Origin of the sequence: Salinicola sp. CR57, assembly GCF_003206585.1 — a bacterium.
Lineage (GTDB): Bacteria > Pseudomonadota > Gammaproteobacteria > Pseudomonadales > Halomonadaceae > Salinicola > Salinicola lusitanus.
Genome location: NZ_PZJL01000006.1, coordinates 547,427 through 567,784 on the forward strand (window position 1 = coordinate 547,427; position 20,358 = coordinate 567,784).

Here is a 20,358-nt window from a genome sequence, read left to right on the forward strand (position 1 = left end):
GGGCCGGTTAGACGGAGCTTCAGGTCTTGTCTTTCGTCGGGCCCTTGCCATTCGTCTTGCAGGACTCGATGCCGTTGTCACGCGCCGACGCCGAGCTGTACATCTCGCTGGTGCCAATAATCTCGCCGTTCCCGGCCTTCAGCACGAAATAGGGACTGTCGTCCTTGGCGACCTTGCGCTCGTAGCGCGCGTCCTCCTGCGTGTTCTTGCGGCAGGACTCTATCCCGTTCTCCGCGCCGCTCTTCGTCGTATAAACCTGGCTGCTCAGGATCTTCTCGTGATTGCCCGCTTTCAGGTTGAAGTGGTACTTGCCACTGTCGTTCTGGGTCAGTTCGTAGTAACCGGCCATGCTCGACTCCTTGTGTGTCGCATAGGGATCAGCGCGAAGAATTAGCGATCACTCATACTTCCCGCCGAGTTCCACCCATACCCCCTTTAAGTGTCATAGAGCAACACTGTACGGGAGGAGGTAGCCGATAGTTGTACGGGCCGGGTACCGGCTTTGCGACGCCCTCGCCGCCCGTCAGTGCCTGCCGCGGCCAGCCTTCACGGCCACGTGATGAACGGTGCCTTGATCGCCTCGCGCTGTGGGCCGGGGTCGGAGTTGAGTGGGCACGGATCCGCGCAACGAAAAAACCCGCCGAGTGGCGGGCTCTTCTATCGCTCGACATCAAACACATTCTAATGTTTATAGAACCTTGAAGGTCTCGGTATTCAAATCAGGGAGAACGAGCCCATACCTATTGAAATCAGCGAATGCTGCGGGATTAATTTCGCCTCTTGCTTCCGCTTTCTCAAGCAGGGCAGTCAACTCTTCATCACTTCCTTCGGCTTTTATAAAATACTTAACATACTGCGCTTCAGCAGAGTCAAAGAAAGCTGCCACCTCACCATATCCTTTCAAGCTTAGGTGAGTAATTCTAGCAACCTCAAGAAACGGGATACATTGCGGAGCTCGCATTTTAATATTCTCGAAAGCGTGCTTTCTAAGCTCTGTACCCCAGACCATTATCTCCCCATCCACTATAGTTTCCCAAATTGGTGCTTCTTTGGGGCAAGGCTTACCGCCCCAATAATTCCTAGCTATGTCAGTTGCATCCCCACCCTCCCCAATCAGCTTTCGGTAATAATGAAACCAGTTGGAATCAACTCGGACTTCACTGACTGCGCTCACACCAATATCAGTTATAAACTCTTCGCAGAAATGACACCCCCAAGGATCTTCATCCAAAATTCTTACGGCGCTCTCCATATCCTCCAGCACAAAAAAACCACGCATCCTAGATGGCGCGCCAGGACGCTCAGCTTGTCTGACACGTTCAAATACAGACTCAATTTCAAACCGCCGCATATCTTTTAGCAAGAATGCCATCCAGCTAGATACAGCTAACCCCTTTGGCTTAGTTAGCCCCGCGTCAGCTGAATGTATACAGCCAATATAGGTGTTCCACGCACATGCAAAGTTATCGATATTCAGGAATAAAAACCCTTCGAAATTACGCATAGTTGCCGACTCCACATCATCTGAACGATCTAAGATTGTTACCCGCCGTTCTACAACGCCAACTGCTCGCCCCAGCCTACCAGCCCTCACACCATGGATGCCCTGAACTGCCTAAAAAGCCCCGTTCCCTGATCAGGATCCATCATGGCACTCGACCAATACCACCACGGCGTGCGCGTCTCCGAAGTGAACGACGGCACGCGCGTCATTCGCACCATCTCCAGCGCCGTTATCGGTATCGTGGCCACGGCATCCGATGCGGACGCGGCAACGTTCCCGCTCAACCAGCCGGCGCTGGTGACCAACGTGGCCACCGCCATCGGCCAGGCCGGCGACAGCGGCACGTTGAAAGATGCGCTGACCGCCATTGGCTACCAGGCCAAGCCGATCATCGTCGTGGTCCGCGTCGCCGAGGGCGAAGACGAAGCCGACACCAGCGCCAATGTCATCGGCAGTACGCTCGAAAACGGCCAGCGCACCGGCCTGCAGGCGCTGATGACGGCCAAGCAGAAGCTCGGCGTCACGCCCCGGATTATCGGCTGTCCGGACCTCGACACTCAGGAAGTCGCCACCGCCATGGTCTCGGTGCTGCAGTCGCTGCGTGCCTTCGGCTACGTCTACGCCCACGGCTGCGAGACGATCACCGATGCCACGACGTACCGCGACCAGTTCGGCGCGCGGGAGCTGATGGTGATCTGGCCGCAGTTCGAGGCGTTCGACACCGATGGTGCCGAAACCGTCTCGACCAGCCCCGTCGCCGTCGCCCTGGGCATGCGCGCCAAGCTCGATGAAACCGTCGGCTGGCACAAGACCATCTCCAACGTCGTGGTTAACGGCGTGACCGGCATCGATCGCGATGTCTTCTGGGATCTACAGAGCCCGAACACCGACGCCGGCATCCTCAACGCCGCTGACGTCACCACGCTCATCAACCAGTCCGGTTACCGCTTCTGGGGCTCCCGCACCTGCGCCGGCCCGGAATCCCTGTTCCCGTTCGAGAACTACACCCGCACGGCGCAGATCCTCGCCGACACCATCGCCGAGGCGCACCTGTGGGCGGTGGACAAGTCGCTGCACGCCTCGCTGGCCCGCGACATCATCGAAGGTATCAACGCCAAGTTCGCCGAACTCAAGGCCCTGGGGCTGATCGTTGACGGCAACGCCTGGCTGAATGAAGACCTCAACACCGCGGGAAGCCTCAAGGCCGGCAAGCTGCGCATCGATTACGACTACACGCCGGTGCCGCCGCTCGAGGATCTCGGGTTCCAGCAGCGCATCACCGACACCTACCTCGCCGACTTCGCCGATCGCGTCGCCGCGACCGCCTGACAGCCGGCTCGGTACCGGGAATCTTTTAGGAGCATTGACCGATGGCACTCCCCAAGAAACTCAAGGATCTCAACCTGTTCGGCAACGGTGATTCGTACCAGGGCCAGATCCAATCCGTCACGCTGCCCACGCTGACGCGCAAGATCGAAGAATGGCGCGGCGGCGGCATGGACGGCACCGTCGGCATTGATATGGGCATGGATGGCCTGATGACCTGCCAGTGGACCGTCGGCGGCCTCGTCGAAAGCATCTTCGACAACTTCGGCTCGAGCCGGATCGACGCCGATCTGCTGCGCATGACTGGCAGCTACGAACGCGACGACGTCGACGAAGTCGTGGCCGTCGAGGTGGTCATGCGCGGCCGCCACACCGAAATCGACATGGGCGACGCCCAGTCCGGCGAGAACACCGAGCACCAGGTCACCACCACGCTCAGCTATTACAAGCTGGTCATCGACGGCTCGACAAAGATCGAGGTCGATATCCCGAACTATGTCTTCAAGGTCAACGGCGAAGACCGCCTCGCCAAGCGGCGCCAGGCGCTCGGTATCTAGCAGATGCTGCTGCTGGTCCTGATCTGCTGGGTGGCCGTGCTCGAGCGCGAGCGGCCATCCAGTAGCCACCAACCCGGGCGCGTGGGTGCCAATCGACACCGACGAAAATCACCGCCCAAGCCACCGAAAAGGTAACGAGATGACCGAGAAGACCACCACCACCACCGCCACCGTCGAACTCGACACACCGGTCGTACGCGGCGAGACCATCATCGAATCGATCACCCTGCGAAAGCCCACCGCTGGCGAACTGCGCGGCGTCAATCTCGCCGACGTGCTGCAGATGCAGACCGACGCGCTGATCAAGCTGATCCCGCGCCTCTCCAATCCGTCGCTCACCGACCACGAGGCGCGCCAGATGGACCCGGCCGATCTGGTCCAGTGCGGCGGCGAGATCGCCAGTTTTTTGCTCTCGAAGCGGGCACGGGGCGAGACCGCGTAAACCTTCCCGCCTCGGTGGAAGACGCGATGGCGGATCTCGCCATCGTCTTCCACTGGACCCCCACCGACTGCGCGGAATTCACCCTCCGCGAACTGATGGACTGGCGCGAGCGCGCCCGCAAACGCTCATCCTCCGAGGACTCCCATGGCGCGCGATCTCAAACTCCAGGTCATTCTCGACGCCGTCGATAAGGCGACCGGTCCGCTAAGGAAGATCACCCAGGGCAGCGGCAAGACCGCCGACGCCCTGCGCGCCAGCAAGGACGAGCTTCGCAAGCTGGAGCGACAGCAGCGTGACCTCGGCTCCTTCCGGAAACTCCGTGAGGCCACCCGTGAGAACGGCGAAGCTCTCGCCGCCGCGCAGGAACGGCTGCGCCAGATGCGCGGCGAACTCAAGCGCACCGATGCCCCCACCGATAAATTCCAGCGCCATTTCAAGCAGACCAGCGACGAAGTCGACCGCCTGACCGGCAAGCTCGGCGACCAGCGCCGCCGCCTGGGAGAATTGCGCGGCAGTCTTCGCCAGGGCGGCGTCGGTACCGACAACCTCGGGCGCAGCGAAAGCCAGCTCGCCCATCGGATCCGCGAAGCCAACCAGGCCTTTGCCACCCAGAAGGCTCGCATGGGCGAGGTGGCGCGCAAGCAGAAGCAACTCGCCCAGGCCCAGCAGCGCTACCATCGCTCCATCGGCCGCGCCAACAACATGACCGGCGCAGGGTTCACCGCGGCCGCAACCGGTGGCGCCGCGCTCTACGGTGCCGGGCGGCTGCTATCGCCCGGTGTCGAGTACGGCGAGACCATGAGCCGGGTGCAGGCGCTGACCCGGCTGGACAAGGAAGACCCGCGCTTTGCCGCGCTCAAGGAGCAATCCCGCGACCTGGGCGCCAGTACGGCTTTCAGCGCATCCGATGTCGGCCGTGGCCAGGCCTTTCTCGCCATGGCCGGCTTCACCCCGGAATCGATCGGCCAGGCGATTCCGGACATGCTCAACCTGGCGCTGGCCAACAACACCGATCTCGGCCGCACCGCCGATATCAGCTCCAACATTCTGTCGGGCTTCGGGCTCGATCCCGACCAGATGGGACGCGTCGCCGACGTACTGACCGCAACGACCACACGCGCCAACGTCGATCTCGAGATGCTCGGCGACTCGATGAAGTACGTCGCGCCCCAGGCCAAGGCGATGGGCCTTTCGCTCGAGCAGGCCGCAGCCATGGCTGGGCTGCTGGGCAACGTGGGGATCCAGGGCAGCCAGGCCGGCACCACGCTGCGCGCCATGATGACCCGGCTTGCCGCCCCCACCGGTGCTGCTGCCGCCGCGCTCCAGACGCTGGGCGTCAGCGCCAAGGATGCCAAAGGCGACATGCGCGACGTGCCGAAAATCCTTGCCGACGTGGCCAAGGCGACCGAGAACATGGGCAACGCCGATCGCGCCAAATATCTGAAGCAGATCTTCGGTGAGGAACCCGGCGCCGGCATGGCCGAGCTGATCGCCCAGCAAGGCGCCGCCGGCATCGAGAAGTTCGTCGAGATGTACAAGGACGCCACCGGCGAAAGCGCCCGTGTCGCCAGCACCATGGCCGACAACATCGGCGGTGACCTCAAAGGGCTGAAATCGGCGTGGGAAGAAGTCGGCATCTCGATCACCGACACCAACGAGGGCCCGCTGCGAGATCTGATCCAGAACGTGACCGCCATCACTCGCGGCATTGGCAACTGGATCAAGGCCAATCCGGAGCTGGCCGGCGTGCTCGCCCGCGTCGCGGCCGTGCTGGCCGTCGTCGTCGCTGTCGGCGGCGCGCTGACCGTCATGCTGACCTCGATCCTCGGCCCGATTGCCGCCGTGCGCTACGCCCTGACCTTGCTTTCGCTCAATCCGGCATCACTGACCATCATGGCCATCGTCGCCGCAGTAGCCGCGCTCGCCGGCGTCGCGTACCTGGTCTACCGGAACTGGGGATCGATCAGCGGATGGTTTGCCCAGCGCTGGCAAGACGTGAAGACCGCCTTCAATGGCGGGATCGGCAGCATCGCCAAACTGCTGATGGACTGGTCGCCGTTCGGTCTGATCTACCGCGCCATCACCGCCGCGCTCGAAAAGCTCGGCGTCGAGATCCCGGACAAGTTCAAGTCCCTGGGCGGCTTCATCGTGGACGGCCTGATCGGCGGGCTGACGGGCAAGCTCGGCGCACTGAAAGAGAAGGTGTCGGATATCGCCGGCGACGTGAAAGGCTGGTTCGCCGACAAGCTCGGTATTCACTCACCGAGCCGCGTATTCGCTCAGCTCGGCGGCTACACCGTTGACGGCCTCAACGTCGGCCTCGATCGGCAGCGAGACGAGCCGGTGAAGCGCGTCGCCGAGATCGCTAAGCGCGTCAGCCAGGCCGGTGCCGGTATCGCCCTGGGCGCCGCCACCCTGCCCGCTGCAGCCATGCCGACGATCGACGCCAGTGCCGAGCCGATCCGCTTCGACACGCGACCGCCGATCAATACCGGTGGTGGCCAGCAGCACATCGACAACAGCATTCAGCTCGGCGATATCAATGTCACCGCGAGTCCAGGGATGGATGAGAGAGCGTTGGCTCAGTACGTGGCGCGTGAGGTTCAGCGGGCGCTCGAGCAGGCGCAGCGCGAGCAGGCGGCGCGGGGGCGTTCTTCGATGTGGGATAGGAAGTAGCTTCACCTTCGCCCTCAAAGATATGAGCTCTTGAAGTCATCACCAATGTCAAAGCGGAAAGAATGAATCCCCAGAGCCAAAGCACCGGGAGCACAATAGTAACTGCCCCTGGGAGCTGCGGAACTGTCGGGTCGGTTTGGGCGGGAGAGATCACGATGAACATCAAGCAAATCAGAGAAATGACGTAGGACCCAACGCTGGTAGATGGCCATCGCCGATTGCTTGCGTGAATGATCTTGATACTGCCCACGATCCCGCTCGCCAGCATTAGTGGGCCAATCAATCCCGCTTTCTGCTGAATGACATCAAAAAGCCCTGATGTTCCCCAAAGTCGCCAATAACCAAACCAGCATGCGTAAGCGAGAACCGAAACCACAGTGATAAATAGCAGTGGTTTCCCCCCTTGAGCGACAACCTCTGATCTCTTGCGAGGAGAATTCATATGCTAATGGCCCTTGGAATGTTCGTGTTCGAGACGCGATCGGTACCTTACCAGCAACTCCAACGCGCCACCGAGTGGCGCCATTCGTCACAGTCACGCGTTGGGGATCGACCGGCATACCAGTTTATCGGCCCGGGTGCGGATACCATTACCCTGACCGGCACCCTACTGCCCGAATTCACCGGCGGCCGGCTGGATCTGGACGACATCCGCGACATGGCCGACCAAGGCAAGGCCTGGCCGCTGGTCGAGGGCACCGGTAGGCAGTACGGATTGTGGGTCATCACCAAGGTCGACGAGACTTCAAGCGAGCTGTTCCGCGACGGCGCCGCCGGCAAGATCGAATTCACGCTCTCGCTCGAGCACGTCGACGATGATCGAACCGACCTGCTCGGCGATCTCAGCACCTCATCGCTCGCCCGCCTCGCCGGGGCCTACGCATGAGCGCCGCCAACGGCTACCACCGCCCGGGCTATCGCATCACGTTGAACGGCCAGGACATCACGCCGCGCATCAACGGCCGGCTGATCAACCTGCGCATCACCAGCCAGCGCGGTGGTGAAGCGGATCAGCTCGATCTCAGCCTGACTGACCATGACGGCCGCCTGGCGCTGCCACCCCACGGCGCCCCGCTGAGCGTGGCCATCGGCTGGCAGGACGAGGGTCTGGTCGATCGCGGCGTGTTCATCGTCGACGAGGTCGAACACAGCGGTTCACCGGATCGCGTGACCATCCGCGCCCGAGCCGCCGACATGCGCAACCTTCTGCCCGGCAAGCGCTCACAGTCCTGGCACGGCGTTACCATCGCAGACATCATCGAGACCATCGCCAAGCGCCACGACCTCACTCCGGTCATCGGCGATACGCTCGCCGGCATCCGCGTTGGCCACATCGACCAGACCGACGAGTCCGACCTCAATTTCATCACCCGCCTGGGCCAGCGGTTCGACGCCATCGCCGCGGTGAAATCCGAACGCATGCTGTTCACGCTCGCCGGCGAGGCGCTCACGGCCAGCGGCCTCGCCCTGCCCCGCGTCTCGCTCACCCGCCGAGATGGGGACCAGCACCGCTACAGCCGCACCGATCGCGACAGCTACACCGGCGTCCGCGCCTATTGGAACGACACGGCCGGCAGCCAGCGCCAGGCCGCCATCGCCGGCACCGCCGACAAGCTCAAGGACCTGCGCGACACCTTCGCCAACGAAGGCGACGCCCTCGACGCCGCCAAGGCCGAGCTCCGGCGAATCCAGCGCGGCAAAGCCACGTTCGAACTGACCCTGGCCCACGGCCGTGCCGACCTTACGCCGGAAACGCCACTCACCCTCACCGGCTGGAAAGCCGACATCGACGACGCCGACTGGCTTGCCACCGACGTCGAAGACAGCCTCGACTACAGCGGTTACATCTCCCGCATACGATGTGAGATAGAGCAACCAGCTCAACGCTGACGAGCATCTCAACGTGTTGTGCAAGCGCATTTTGCCATATATGGTATTGGTTGGCGCATCAGACACAACATGGTGTGCATCGTTCTAACGCCGATACTGGTGTGAGGTGAGCGTAATGACTAGGAAAGAACATCATGTCGTCCCAAACCCTAATGGCGGCTGGGATGTAAAGCGAGACGGGGCGAAGCGGGCCAGCGGCCATTTCGCTACCAAAGACGAGGCCATGGACTACGGTCGGGGGGTCAGCCGCAACCAAGGTACGGAATTCATACCTCATCGCAAGGATGGGAGGATTCAGAACCCCGACAGCCACGGCAGAGATCCCAACCCGCCCAAAGACAAAAACTGAGACTTCTCATCAGGCCCCTGTGAAGGGGTCTGATGCTTTATCCACTATCTCCCCCTACAATCCGCGCCTGCTGAATATGGAGCCCGGCATGCGCTTTATCATCACTTTGCTAGTACTTGTCACCTTCCCCGCGCTCGGGGCGCCTCCCACCTCCTTTTCCGCCGCTAAGCGGATCGCCCAGAACCAGGTCTACTACGATCAGGACCAGACGTTCTACTGCGGTTGCGAGTTTGATTTCGATGCAGGGCCGAATCTCGCGAGTTGCGGCTACGAGATCCGCAAACAGCCCAAGCGCGCCGCGCGGATCGAGTGGGAGCACGTCATGCCCGCTTATGATTTCGGTCGACAGCGCCAGTGCTGGCAGGACGGCGGGCGGCGTAACTGCCGCGCCAACGATCCCGTGTTCCGGCAGGCCGAGGCGGATCTGGTGAATCTCGTGCCATCGGTTGGCGAGGTGAACGGTGATCGCTCCAACATGCGTTACGGGATGATCGCCAGCGGCGACGCTTACCAGTATGGCCAGTGCCAAGCAAAGGTCAGTTTCCCCGAGCGCACCTTCGAGCCGCCGGCGGACGTGCGCGGTGACGTCGCGCGCACCTACTGGTACATGCGCGACACCTACAGCATCCAGGTCAGCCGGCAGCAACAACAGCTGTTTCAGGCGTGGGCCAACTCCGATCCGGTGAGCGACTGGGAGCGGGAGCGAAACCGGCGTATCGCCGCGATCCAAGGCAGCGGCAACCCTTATGTCGACAAAACAGCGCCGACGATCCAACAGGTGGCCGAGCCCCCGCGCCCGGAGTCACTTCAGTCAGCGAGCGACGAAGATTTAAGCTGCGCGACGCGCAATACCTGCGGGCAGATGCGGTCCTGCGCCGAGGCGCGGTTTCACCTTGAGCAGTGCGGCAATGGTAGGCTGGACGGCAACAACGACGGCACGCCGTGCGAAGCTATCTGCAAGTACTAGCCATACATTAATGTTGCGGAGATACTTTAAGTGAAAAAACCTATAGACCAAAAACCGCCCTCAACCAACGTTGCATATCTTCAAAAGTCTTTGGGAGAAACGGTTATATTATTCCAAACCATCGATGTAAATATTGGGCGTATCATATTCAGCTGCATGACATCGAGTTTTCGCCAAATAGAAATAATACTTAGCGAAATATCATTCCGCACGAAAATAGATATTATGGGCTCTCTATTAAAATTTTTGCACACAGATAGCGATACCTTTAGTGACGGAACGCCAGTTCTCGTCACTCTAAAAGAACTGATTAAGGAGTGTGAAGAATGCGAGCGCTTCAGAAACACCATGCTTCATACTTTTTGGGTTACAGAATTCAGAAAAGCTCCTGATCTTGTGCTAGGCATGAAAAGCAAAGCCAAGCACAAACAGGGCTACCGATACTCAGTCACTGATGTTTCAGAAAACTCTTTGGAGCTTGAAATTGAAAAGCTAAAAAATCTCAACGAGAAGCTAAGTAGTTTTAGAGAAAAGCTAGCTTACCAATTCGAAAGAATGCACGGAATTTTAGGTTTAGAAAGTATTATAAAACATAACGAGGTCAACGCTTTTATTCAAGATAGCTTTATTCAAAGAAGCCAGAATAAATAGATTCCACATACTGCCGCGCTTGGCTGACCACGACGCCCAGCAGGATCTCCTCTCGCGCAAAGAGTGACTTCCGGCCGTATAGCGGAGCCAACCGCACCCGGCCGCCGATGCGCCAGGCTCTCGCCAGCAGGTGCTCCCCCTCTACCTTCGCGACGGTGAGATCCTCGTTGTCGATCATAGAACTTTCATCTTCGATACGCTGTAGCATTGACCGGCTGGAAATCCGACATCGACGGCGCCGGCTGGCTGATTACGGAGGTCGAGGACTCTCTCGAGGAAAACGCCTAAGGAACGTGAGTTCAGTTGCTCGACACGAAAGGCCAGCTTACAGATGCACTCCTGCGCCGAGACACGCAACCACCTCACTCAGGGCAGTAAAGGCCGGTTGGATGGCGACAATGATGGCACTCTGTGCGAAGCTGTCTGTAACAGCTAGTCACACCGACCCAAATTGCGACACAATCGTTGTCTAAAAAGGTTAAAGATGAAGAACCTTAAAGACTTTAAGTACGAACAATCATTTGGATTCGCCGACATCATAAGAACGCAAATAAAAACAGGCGACGGCCCATTTGACACCCATCACTTCTTCAATAACATGGGTGATGTTTTTTTAAACAAAGCTTTAAAACCAAATAAGAAAACACTACTTCACGAGTTTATTGAAGAGAGCATTTTTCAGCAAGTTGAAGCAGCCGCAAAAATGGATTTTGAAGCATTTCGCCCTGAGCTTATTGAGTTAATCGCTTGTCACCAAGAAGGCTCAAATATAACCACACCTATACAAGATACTAATCCGGAAAACTATAGCAGAGACTACCTTATGGGTGCTTTTGAAAACCAAGCCCTTAAGTCTCTCACAAAAGAAGTTTTTAATTTGCTCTTTAGCGACCGCAGAATTATGCAGGAATTTAATTCTGCAGCTGCCGAAAAAATATTAAAAATGAAAAAAGAGCACTATCCGAATTATTTACAAAAAGACGGCATGATGATTAGATACTCGCGATGGCCGGGTTGGCTTAGGAGAGGATTAGGTTTTAGAGATAAAATGAGATGCGTCGAATGTCACGCTGACCTCAGCCAAAGTTTAACAACCAACTCGAGAGATGCAATCGACCATGTAGTGCCTCTAGCTAAAGGAGGCATTAACGATCCAACTAATTTACAGATACTGTGTAATAGCTGTAACAGCAAAAAAGGGGGCGTAAATTCAAGCACTACAGGATCGAACGATCTTTACTGGGATTATTAATCATTGTTTCACGCACTCTTAAACCACATACCGCCGCGCCTGGCTGACCACCACGCCCAGCAGCATTTCCTCCCGCGCGAAGAGAGACTCCCGCCCCTGCAGCGGTATCAGCCGCACCCGGCCGCCAATGCGCCAGGCTCTCGCCAGCAGATGCTCCCCCTCTACCTTCGCGACGGTGAGATCCTCGTGCCCGATCATCCGGCTTTCGTCCGCGATCAGCACGTCGCCCTCGATCAGCGGGCCATCGACGCCGGCGCCCTCCTTCAGCTCCACGGCGAAGCAACTCGGCGGAAAGCTCCCCAGGTCGTAGCCCATCAACGCTGGATGCCCCAGCCCCATCATCAGTGGTCCCAAGTACTGAACCTGCATCGTTTCCCCACGTATGCATTTTTTTCATGATCGTCAGGAGCCGCGCCGTTGCCCGCCCCGTGCCGTTATCGTCCACCGGGCCCCCAAAGAATCATTTGCCCGGGGCTCGCCTTCCGTTAAATACTGTATACCCATACAGCGCTTTAAAGGAAGGCGGATGCACCATGTCCAACGTCAAACTGATCGGCCCCATGCGGCCGGACTGCACGCGGCTTGAGATCCCATACCCGGACGTGCTCGCTCGCTGCGGCATTGCCGGGTTCGCCAGCCCCGCCGAGGATTACGCCGGTCGCGCGCTCGATCTGAACGAAAAGTTTGTGAAGCACAAGGCCGCGACGTTCCTGTTCCAGGCCGTGGGCGACTCCATGGAGGAGTACCGCATCCAGGAAGGCGACTACCTGATCGTCGATCGCTCCATCACGGCCCGCGCCGGGCATATCGTACTGGCCCTGGTGGAAGGCGAATTCACGGTCAAGAAATGGATCGAGCGAGGGCAATGGCAACTGCTCTGCTCCGGCGGCAACCGGTACCCGCCGATTCCGCTGAACGGCGTCGAGTCGCAGATCTGGGGCGTCGTGCGCTCGAACCACATCGAGTTCCCCGTATGATCGCGATCGTCGATTGCAACTCGTTCTACGTCAGTTGCGAACGGCTGTTCAAACCGCACCTGAACGGGCAACCCGTCGGCGTCATGAGCAACAACGACGGCTGCGTCATCGCCCTCAGCAACGAGCTGAAAGCGCTTGGCGTAAAGATGGGCACCCCGGCCCACTACCTGAAGGAACAGGTCGCCCGCGACGAGATCACCCTATTCTCGAGCAACTACGAGCTCTATGGCGATATCAGCAGCCGCGTCCAGGCGGTCCTCGAAGAATTCAGCGCCGGCATCGATCCCTACTCCATCGACGAGTGCTGGGTGAATTTCGACGGCTTCGCCCCCGGCCAGCTCGAGGACCACGCCCGCGAACTCCGCCGCCAAGTGAAGCAATACACCGGCATCCCCGTGTCGATCGGCGTCGCTCCCACGCGCACCCTAGCCAAAGTGGCCAACCGCGCCGCCAAGAAAGTCGCCGGGTTTGATGGCGTCTGCGTGCTCTACCCCGACAGCCCCCAGACAAAGGGCCTGCTCCAGCGCTTCGAGCTGGGCGACGTCTGGGGCGTCGGCCGCCGCTTGGCCGAGAAGCTCGGCAACCTGGGCATCAACACCGCTTGGGATCTGCGCAACCAGAACGCCAAGGAGATCCGTCGGCGCTTCTCCGTCACGCTCGAACGCACCGTGCTCGAGCTACAGGAAGTCGACGCCATCGAGATGATGGGAATGGACTTCGCGCGCGAGCGCATCATGACCAGCCGATCGTTCGGCCGGCTCACCAACGACAAGGGCGAGATCCGCGAAGCGATCCGACAGCACGCCCAGCGCAGCGCCGAGAAGCTGCGCAAGCAAGGCTCACTCTGCCGGGCCGTGCTCGTCTTCCTGCGCACCAACCCCCACCGGCAGGATCTCGCCCAGCACAACCCCAGCATGATCATCGAACTGGACAACCCCACCGACGACAGCCGCGAGATCGTTACCGCCGCCATCCAGGTACTCGAACGTCTACACGCGCCGAACAAGCGCTACATGAAAGGCGGCGTGATGCTGATGGAGATCTGCGACCGTGGCACTGAGCAGCTCTCACTTCTGGGCACGCAGCAAAGCGACGCCGAGCGTCAGCGCAGCGAAAAGCTCATGGGCGTGATGGACGAACTGAATCAGAGAATGGGGCGCGGCACCGTCAGGATCGGCACACCCAGTGCCGGCGCGGCCTGGCACCTGCGCTGCGCGCATCGGTCGCCGCGATATACGACGAGGTGGGAAGAAATTGCAATTGCACGTACTTGAATCATGACATTATTATTAACACGGATTTAAGAAAGTCACTCATCACACCTAATGACACGTACAGACAACATACACATGCAATGAATTCGGTAGTCACATATAAGCCGATAGATATTAAAAACCAATTAAACAGAGGTGGAAATGGATTCGTATCCAGATTTGGAAAGAGATTGGGAGTCAGAGGTTCTTAATAGAGCAGGTAATGTGTACAGTGCAGCAGGTGTAAACAAACTCCTGGTGGCAACCTGTCACTACAATGAATCAGCATCACTGACTAAAGATATAAGCAATGAATACCTAGCATTGAGTAAGGTAAGCAGCACTTGCTTTTACTACACAGACAGCGAAATGCAAGCTAAAGGTGCTAGGATTGACGGAGTGGACCAATTCTGCACTCAGTTGACGGGCAGCTTCGAGACAAAATCCGACATTACACTAGAAAAATTAAATCAAATTGCAGAAGCTTGTGTTGCAAAAGCTATTCTTTTCGAGAAAAATCTTAACCATTATCTAACCGAAGAAGGAAGGGGTATTCTAAATAAAGCAAACAAGGCTAGAGCATCGTCAAACCAAAAAAACAAAGAAGATCGAAAGTTAGAAGTACTGGCATACCTTAAGGTCATATTTGTTCTTGTAAGCGCAGTGGAAGACATCAAACGTTTGCATGAAGCACACATGCCATTCATTCCGCATTGGAGGCCTTTGCTTTCAACGAGAAAAATAAAATTCGCGACGGGCGAATACGATCGAAGAAAAATCGCTCAAATCTATAAAAAAGAACTTGGGTACGAGACAGACTTCAAGGACGGATTTTACGAAAAAAAACCAACATCATTTGAATTGCTAACCTTATGGCTGGAAAAACATCTAGTCGAAAAATCGTCCATGGCCGGAATGTCAAAACAAATAAAAAACGACGGATCTCAACTAGAACAAAATATTTTATCGCTATACAAAAAACTAGGCTATGCTGTATCAGAGACACCGACCAGTGGTGATTTCGGTATAGATATAATAGCCGAATCAAGTGCAATAAAAATTGGAATTCAGTGCAAGGACTACCAAAAAGAAGTCGGTGTAGATGCAATCATGCAAGCCCACTCCGGTGCCAAATACTACGACTGCGATCACGCTATCGTGATTGCGAAAAATGGTTTCACCAAGGCTGCCCAAGAAATGGGTACGAAGCTCAACATAGAGCTGTTGATACCCGAATAGCGTAAAAATCAAACAAGTAACCAAGTGGGAGGATTGAATCTAAAGTAGGTAAGCATCATTCATGCTTTTAACCCGCTGCGAAGGAAGCTAGTTCACCAAAGCCCTAACCTAAAGCGACGATTACTATCACACTGGAGTCAAATACACTTCGCCTATATCCCCCTCGCCCGGCTTATTCACGCGGGTCGAGACGGCCCAATGCGTGAACGCCTCTGCCGGCACGTGCTTCACGAATCGGCGGATGGTCTCGCGATCGGTCAGCGCCGGGTCGAGCCAGGGCTCGATACTCTCGTCGGTGAGGATCAAAGGCATGCGGTCGTGAACGTCCACCGCTGAGCCGCGGGCGGGTTCGGTCAGTATCGCGACGCCCGGCTTGCCATCGACGCGCTCGGTCCAGATGCCGGCGAAGAAGAACGGCTCCCGATCCTCTCGGCACAGAAAGTGCGGCTGCTTCGGTTTGGTACCGGGCAGCCACTCGAACCAGCCATCGGCCGGGATCAGGCACCGGTGGCGCTGAAACGCCGCCTGGTAGAAATTGGAGGTGGCCACCGTCTCGACACGGGCATTGATCGGCTGCGGCGCCGTCTCCCCTGCCCATTTCGGCTTGTAGCCCCACCACACGCTATCGAACGTCAGCTGCGGGTCATCCGCCTGCCGACGAATCGACGAGATCCATGTACCCGGCGCCACGTTGTAGCGCGGCGTCGGCGGCTCATCGACGCGAAGCTCACCAATACGGTGAGCGAATCGCTGGTAGGTGCTATAGAGAGAGAAGCGGCTACACATCAATCAACCCAAACATCTAAATAGTGGCCAAGAACTGCTCAAACTCAGTTTTGAGGCGCTCACTTGGAATGGAATATACGTTTAATCTTGACCTTTCCACTCCTCGTTGTCGAAGAGCAGCAGTAAACTTTTCGTTTATCACGCCTAAAAACTTTTTCCCATAAATAAAGTCTTCTTGAATTCCATCATTCTCGTCCCAAAGATCCCGTGTGGTAGGTGAACCGCCATCGGGCCAATATTTTTTTACAGCATCTCTTCGTTTCTCACGAAACTTGCCATATAGAGCTGTGTGGTTATCAGCAAGAAGCTCACGCACTATTCCGCGACTAAGCTCAGGCTCAACCTCATAAACGGCACTTAAATGCTCGGGAGTGCAATAATAAGATTCAATATCACAAAGACGGGGACAGAATATTGCCATACCCCTATTTTCGAATGGCTCAGCCCAAGCATGCAATTCGTCTTCGACAAGAAAATCTCTATCCCTATGTATTATTAACCGGGGCTTGTTATTAAGAAGCTCCGCCATTCGTTCGATTATTATTGACGAGGAGGCATTAGCGATACCATTATACGATATTGTTTTTATGGAGCTACCCGGAATAGCATTACTGATACTGTCGCCGAGAGGTTTGGCACCTTTGTCTTCAGTACAAACCAACACATCTGCCCCATTTGCATCGATTTGATCAAGGGCACCGAGATCCATTAAAATCGATGCAAGTTCCGTATTTTCCTGAGCTTCTGGAGATCCATCCTTCATCCAAACCAGTTTCGATTCAGGAGAGCAAGAACTGATCAAATGTCGACTATGGGTAGAAATTAAAATCTTGCAACCGTAATTTTCAGCAATTGCCTTAAACACACTATCAAGTTGCGATTGCTTTGATGGGTGAAGGTGGCTATCAGGCTCATCAATCAAAAGCAACTTAGGTTCAAACAAAATAACATAGGCAATTATTTGCGTGATCTGGATCGCCCCAGTGCCAGCCAGGTCCACTGGGATGAAACCTGCACCCAAGTTCACTTTAACATCTACATACAGGTCTCTATCTTCATTAAAAGTTACTTTGTATTCACACTCCCCCAATATACTAGCCAAGACTAGATGTAGCTCATCCAACTTATTTTTTTCTTTTAGCAATCTCAATATATTACGAAAAACCAAATTAGCCTCACCACCTGCCGCCTTCTTCATTACAGAGGCATAACTTAGCATCTCTTCATGATGAGGAATTCCAGAAAGACCGGGGACGTATACACTGAAAAGTTTTTGGGTGTCGCATATATTGACGCCAAAGTTAATAGCAACACCTCTACGGTCGACGCCTACATTATGGTAATTTCTGGCTTTATAAATCTCGATAGTATAACTTGCCGAATTTTGATCTGAGGTTTCTCCAAAGAAGACAACTTTACCTCTAGACCCCTTTTCTCTATTATTTTCATATGGTCTAGAGTTACCTAAAAACTGAAAATCACCAGTAGGTACATATTGCAAGCTAGATTCCGCTATTGCAGCTTGCTTTGTTTCCAAAGATTTTCTGCCACACATGACCGCCATGTGTATCGCTTGGAGAAAGCTACTTTTACCCGAGTTATTACCTCCAACCAAATATGTAATATCACCCAGCGCCACCCGAGCACTCGTTATCCTTTTAAAGTTTGCAACTTGTATCTCGAAGAGTTTCATGATTTACCGCCCAATAGCTCTGGATAAAAAACATGGGCATCAACAGCACAAAAGTATGTAAAAATCACTTGCGACCTCGCGTACTCGGGTCTTCGCCCGATAATCAGTTTATGGTTTGTCGTTTCGCTGCAGATCCATAAATCTGTTTTTATGTAAATACAGATGGCGGGTCAAAAAACCCTGCCCACCTTCCGCCATGCCTGGCCGATGATCTCCACCCCGCCAAGATCCTCCGGCTTGATCAGTTCCCGCTCGTAGGCCGGGTTATCGCTAATCAGTACCCACGCCCCGCCGGCGACGCGCTGCACGCGCTTGAGCCGTAACTCGCCGTCCATACGCAGCAGGAACACGCCATCCGGGGTGCGCTGGGCGCGGTTGACCAGCACCTGCTCGCGGTCGCGAATCGTGTCGCCCATGGAATCGCCGCGCGCGGTCACGCCGACGACCTGGGCAGGATCCACGCCCTCAGCCTCGAAAAGCTCCACCGGCAGGTAAAACGTCGACTGGATCGTCTCGGCATCGAAGAGGCGTCCCGCCCCCGCTGCCGCCTCGATGTCGTACATCGGCACGGGAAGAGCATTCTCGAAGCCCACCATTTCCAGCGATTCCGAATCGGCGCCTCCAGTCCGACGTCCGGTCAGTACGTAGTAGGTGTCGACCCCAACCGCATCGAGCGCCAAAAGGTATCCGGTATCAGGATTGCGGTTGTTCTTCTCGTAGTTGATCTGAGTGGTTTTGCCCACTCCACCGATCTCAGCCAAGGCCGTCTGAGTCATTCCCAGACGCTCGCGCTCTTTTCTCAGGCGCTCACCAACATTCATTTTTTTGGACCTCGACATTGACTGGTTCAATTTTTTGAACCATGATCCGATTCACAGTCTTTAAGCCGCCAAGGAAGTCACTGCCATGACTACCCCGACAGAAGCCCAAGGAACCCAACTCGGCCCGGTCCAGCGCAAGGCAGCAGAGCAGGCATTCCTAGAAGCGATGGCCTCAACCGCGCCTAAATTCGTTAACTCGAACACGTTGGACGAGTACGCCACCGAGCTGGCTGAAGCGTTGGTTAAAGGACTGAATCGGATTGACCAGTCTTCAGCCCCCGGTAGTGCTCAGTGAGCCGCTTATGCGCGGCAACGACCGCCTCGGCTAGACGCTCGCCGTCCTCCTTACTCGTCGCTGGTTTGCCGTTAACGGAGGCAAAGGCACCACTGCCGCAGAGTTCAAGAACGATGTCGTGCGCGGCTTGCTCGGGGTAACTCCTCGGATTCGTCGAATGCTCGCTCATCACTGCCTCGCTATTTAGTCAGTCTTTCAAAGTCTTTAGGAGCTTATCACATGACCCAAACCCGTCGCCGCCAATCCCCCCATGGTTGTAACTGCCCAATCATGACGATCGTGACCAAGGAAGAACGCGCCAAGGTCGAGGCGCTCGCCGAGCGTGATCTGCGCTCGCTTTCCGGCACCGTGCGCATGCTGATGCTCAAGGGGCTGGAACAAGAACAAGCCCCCGAAGCCGTCCACTGACCGAAAAGGAGATTCGCCATGTATCAAGACAACCGTCGCCGCAGGAACAACCGGATCGGCATCAACCTCGACGAGTACGAGGACGGCCTGATCGAAGCACTGGCCGCGTACACCGGCGTCGAGAAAGCGGCACTGGTACGCGAAATGGTCATGCGGAGTGCGATGGACATGCTGGGCGTCTCCAGTCAGCAGGAATTCGATGCCATCAGCATGACGGAGTTCCAGCCGATTGCGAGGCTCCATTGAGGAACATCGGGAGACCCTTTCAGGACCTCACGAGGTACCCATGAAGAGACGATACGCAGAGATGTTCGCGAGTGAGGATGACCGCCGAGTACTCGAGGCCATTCGCCAACAACAGGGGCTCGAGACGCTGGAGGACGCCGCCGAGGTCGCGTTGCGCAGCGGGCTCAGAAAAGGCGTGGCGAAGATCGCCATACCCCGTGGGCCGCGCCTGGTGAGCCAACGCTCATGACTCACCGCCGCAAATGTGAGGTATGCGGTAGCCCGACTCGCCGCGTACCCAGCGACCTACCCGAAGAAAAGGGCGACGTTTACTACGACAAATGCACCGCACCACGCTGCACGTGGATCGGTCAGGGCATAGCGAGGTTAACGGAACGTGTGGACGTGCAAAGCCTGCAACTCACGCTGCCGGATCCGGACGAGTAAGAGCGACCACAAGCGATTCACGGTTGTGTACGCGAACTGCCTCAATCCGCAGTGCGGCGCACGCTGGAAAGGCTACTACCAGATCAAGTCTGGAACGGAAGTACCAATCGCACCGCGTCCACGCGGACCGGAAGACGAGAACGATTTTCCCTATCAGCTCAACGCCCCGCCGGGTAGAGCCGGGCAAGTACCCAACCAGAGGTAAACACCATGACCATCGCAACCGCTCCCGCTGGCTTCAAAGCCGGCCGGGCCCCTCAGCTCGACTCTGAAAACGCTGCCATCGGCTATTTGCTACGCCATTGCCGTGATCTGGAACGTGCCGAAGCCATTGAGCACTGCGCCGTTTTCCTGATGAGCGAGCACGCCATGACGGAAGCCCGCGCCGAGATCGTCGCGATTCAAACCTTCGCTGAGTTGGAGTCGCTCAACCAGGTCGCCTGGATCGATACCGGCGCCACCACGCCCAGCGTCGTGGTGCTGCGGACTGCCGGCGGCGCGCCGGTGGCGTTCACCGTCGGCGATCTGCTCGCCGCCCGTGAGCTGGCCCGCGACCGGGGCACTCTACGCACCGTCAACCAGCGTCCACTCCAGTAAGCG

25 protein-coding genes are annotated in these 20,358 nt (G+C 56.8%); 18 read left to right on the forward strand and 7 right to left on the reverse strand.

The window, feature by feature from the left end; translation table 11 throughout:
- Nucleotides 1-19 precede the first annotated feature (19 nt).
- Nucleotides 20-349, reverse strand: coding sequence for a YegP family protein (locus DOM56_RS12590; RefSeq protein ID WP_110709211.1), 330 nt, complete (start codon nucleotides 347-349; stop codon nucleotides 20-22).
- Nucleotides 350-688: 339 nt separating this feature from the next.
- Nucleotides 689-1,504, reverse strand: a complete 816-nt coding sequence (locus tag DOM56_RS19700) for a hypothetical protein (protein ID WP_157958230.1) — start codon at nucleotides 1,502-1,504, stop codon at nucleotides 689-691.
- A 144-nt stretch (nucleotides 1,505-1,648) separates the two neighbouring features.
- On the opposite strand from DOM56_RS19700, the gene DOM56_RS12600 reads away from it, so the two are divergent.
- From DOM56_RS12600 to DOM56_RS19705, 9 genes are all read left to right on the forward strand, one after another.
- A complete protein-coding gene (locus DOM56_RS12600; protein ID WP_110709215.1) occupies nucleotides 1,649-2,833 on the forward strand; it encodes a phage tail sheath protein in 1,185 nt (394 codons plus the stop codon).
- Between the two features lie 41 nt (nucleotides 2,834-2,874).
- Nucleotides 2,875-3,387 carry a phage major tail tube protein gene (locus DOM56_RS12605; protein ID WP_110709217.1) on the forward strand — a complete coding sequence of 171 codons (513 nt, stop codon included), beginning with the start codon at nucleotides 2,875-2,877 and terminating at the stop codon, nucleotides 3,385-3,387.
- A gap of 139 nt (nucleotides 3,388-3,526) precedes the next feature.
- Complete coding sequence (locus DOM56_RS12610; RefSeq protein WP_110709219.1) at nucleotides 3,527-3,829, forward strand: phage tail assembly protein; 303 nt, start codon at nucleotides 3,527-3,529, stop codon at nucleotides 3,827-3,829.
- Between the two features lie 144 nt (nucleotides 3,830-3,973).
- The gene (locus DOM56_RS12620) at nucleotides 3,974-6,505 is read left to right on the forward strand and encodes a phage tail tape measure protein (protein ID WP_110709224.1); all 2,532 of its coding nucleotides are present in this window, start codon (nucleotides 3,974-3,976) and stop codon (nucleotides 6,503-6,505) included.
- A gap of 442 nt (nucleotides 6,506-6,947) precedes the next feature.
- A complete protein-coding gene (locus DOM56_RS12625; protein ID WP_110709226.1) occupies nucleotides 6,948-7,391 on the forward strand; it encodes a phage tail protein in 444 nt (147 codons plus the stop codon).
- A complete protein-coding gene (locus tag DOM56_RS12630) occupies nucleotides 7,388-8,395 on the forward strand; it encodes a contractile injection system protein, VgrG/Pvc8 family (RefSeq protein WP_110709228.1) in 1,008 nt (335 codons plus the stop codon). The genes DOM56_RS12625 and DOM56_RS12630 overlap by 4 nt, the downstream gene beginning before the upstream one ends.
- A 115-nt stretch (nucleotides 8,396-8,510) precedes the next feature.
- Nucleotides 8,511-8,744 (forward strand): DUF2188 domain-containing protein, encoded by a 234-nt coding sequence (locus DOM56_RS12635; protein ID WP_110709230.1) that lies wholly within the window; start codon nucleotides 8,511-8,513, stop codon nucleotides 8,742-8,744.
- 88 nt (nucleotides 8,745-8,832) lie between these two features.
- Complete coding sequence (locus DOM56_RS12640; RefSeq protein ID WP_110709232.1) at nucleotides 8,833-9,711, forward strand: endonuclease; 879 nt, start codon at nucleotides 8,833-8,835, stop codon at nucleotides 9,709-9,711.
- 30 nt (nucleotides 9,712-9,741) lie between these two features.
- Nucleotides 9,742-10,362: a hypothetical protein gene (locus DOM56_RS19705; RefSeq protein ID WP_157958231.1), complete on the forward strand. Its 621-nt coding sequence runs from the start codon at nucleotides 9,742-9,744 to the stop codon at nucleotides 10,360-10,362.
- Here DOM56_RS19705 and DOM56_RS12645 read toward each other — a convergent pair.
- Nucleotides 10,337-10,540, reverse strand: a complete 204-nt coding sequence (locus DOM56_RS12645; protein ID WP_110709235.1) for a hypothetical protein — start codon at nucleotides 10,538-10,540, stop codon at nucleotides 10,337-10,339. The two genes, DOM56_RS19705 and DOM56_RS12645, sit on opposite strands and share 26 nt — an antisense overlap.
- 306 nt (nucleotides 10,541-10,846) lie before the next feature.
- Between DOM56_RS12645 and DOM56_RS12650 the strand changes: the two genes are divergently transcribed.
- Nucleotides 10,847-11,614, forward strand: a complete 768-nt coding sequence (locus DOM56_RS12650; RefSeq protein ID WP_110709237.1) for an HNH endonuclease signature motif containing protein — start codon at nucleotides 10,847-10,849, stop codon at nucleotides 11,612-11,614.
- Nucleotides 11,615-11,632: 18 nt separating this feature from the next.
- Here the strand turns inward: DOM56_RS12650 and DOM56_RS12655 are convergent, their stop codons facing one another.
- The gene (locus tag DOM56_RS12655; RefSeq protein ID WP_110709239.1) at nucleotides 11,633-11,983 is read right to left on the reverse strand and encodes a hypothetical protein; all 351 of its coding nucleotides are present in this window, start codon (nucleotides 11,981-11,983) and stop codon (nucleotides 11,633-11,635) included.
- A 164-nt stretch (nucleotides 11,984-12,147) separates the two neighbouring features.
- On the opposite strand from DOM56_RS12655, the gene umuD reads away from it, so the two are divergent.
- The 3 genes from umuD (at nucleotide 12,148) to DOM56_RS12670 (ending at nucleotide 15,083) form a co-directional block, all read left to right on the forward strand.
- The gene (umuD, locus tag DOM56_RS12660) at nucleotides 12,148-12,591 is read left to right on the forward strand and encodes a translesion error-prone DNA polymerase V autoproteolytic subunit (RefSeq protein ID WP_110709242.1); all 444 of its coding nucleotides are present in this window, start codon (nucleotides 12,148-12,150) and stop codon (nucleotides 12,589-12,591) included.
- Entirely contained in the window at nucleotides 12,588-13,865 is a 1,278-nt protein-coding gene (locus DOM56_RS12665) for a Y-family DNA polymerase (protein WP_110709243.1), read from the forward strand. The genes umuD and DOM56_RS12665 overlap by 4 nt, the downstream gene beginning before the upstream one ends.
- A gap of 141 nt (nucleotides 13,866-14,006) precedes the next feature.
- Nucleotides 14,007-15,083, forward strand: a complete 1,077-nt coding sequence (locus DOM56_RS12670) for a restriction endonuclease (RefSeq protein WP_110709245.1) — start codon at nucleotides 14,007-14,009, stop codon at nucleotides 15,081-15,083.
- 126 nt (nucleotides 15,084-15,209) lie between these two features.
- On the opposite strand, the gene DOM56_RS12675 is transcribed toward DOM56_RS12670, so the two are convergent.
- The 3 genes from DOM56_RS12675 to DOM56_RS12685 form a co-directional block, all read right to left on the reverse strand.
- The gene (locus DOM56_RS12675; protein WP_110709248.1) at nucleotides 15,210-15,869 is read right to left on the reverse strand and encodes an SOS response-associated peptidase; all 660 of its coding nucleotides are present in this window, start codon (nucleotides 15,867-15,869) and stop codon (nucleotides 15,210-15,212) included.
- Between the two features lie 16 nt (nucleotides 15,870-15,885).
- The gene (locus DOM56_RS12680; protein WP_110709250.1) at nucleotides 15,886-17,562 is read right to left on the reverse strand and encodes an ATP-binding protein; all 1,677 of its coding nucleotides are present in this window, start codon (nucleotides 17,560-17,562) and stop codon (nucleotides 15,886-15,888) included.
- A 170-nt stretch (nucleotides 17,563-17,732) separates the two neighbouring features.
- Nucleotides 17,733-18,383, reverse strand: coding sequence for a S24 family peptidase (locus tag DOM56_RS12685; protein ID WP_198655759.1), 651 nt, complete (start codon nucleotides 18,381-18,383; stop codon nucleotides 17,733-17,735).
- An 85-nt stretch (nucleotides 18,384-18,468) separates the two neighbouring features.
- Between DOM56_RS12685 and DOM56_RS12690 the strand changes: the two genes are divergently transcribed.
- The 5 genes from DOM56_RS12690 to DOM56_RS12705 all read left to right on the forward strand — a co-directional run bounded on the left by DOM56_RS12690 (nucleotide 18,469) and on the right by DOM56_RS12705 (nucleotide 20,355).
- Nucleotides 18,469-18,678, forward strand: a complete 210-nt coding sequence (locus tag DOM56_RS12690; protein ID WP_110709253.1) for a hypothetical protein — start codon at nucleotides 18,469-18,471, stop codon at nucleotides 18,676-18,678.
- A 219-nt stretch (nucleotides 18,679-18,897) separates the two neighbouring features.
- On the forward strand, nucleotides 18,898-19,086 hold the full coding sequence (locus tag DOM56_RS19710) for a hypothetical protein (RefSeq protein ID WP_157958232.1): 189 nt from the start codon (nucleotides 18,898-18,900) through the stop codon (nucleotides 19,084-19,086).
- A gap of 18 nt (nucleotides 19,087-19,104) precedes the next feature.
- Nucleotides 19,105-19,332, forward strand: a complete 228-nt coding sequence (locus DOM56_RS12695; protein ID WP_110709255.1) for a hypothetical protein — start codon at nucleotides 19,105-19,107, stop codon at nucleotides 19,330-19,332.
- Nucleotides 19,333-19,372: 40 nt separating this feature from the next.
- Nucleotides 19,373-19,561 (forward strand): hypothetical protein, encoded by a 189-nt coding sequence (locus DOM56_RS12700; protein WP_110709257.1) that lies wholly within the window; start codon nucleotides 19,373-19,375, stop codon nucleotides 19,559-19,561.
- Nucleotides 19,562-19,968: 407 nt separating this feature from the next.
- Nucleotides 19,969-20,355, forward strand: a complete 387-nt coding sequence (locus DOM56_RS12705; RefSeq protein WP_110709259.1) for a hypothetical protein — start codon at nucleotides 19,969-19,971, stop codon at nucleotides 20,353-20,355.
- Nucleotides 20,356-20,358: the final 3 nt, after the last annotated feature.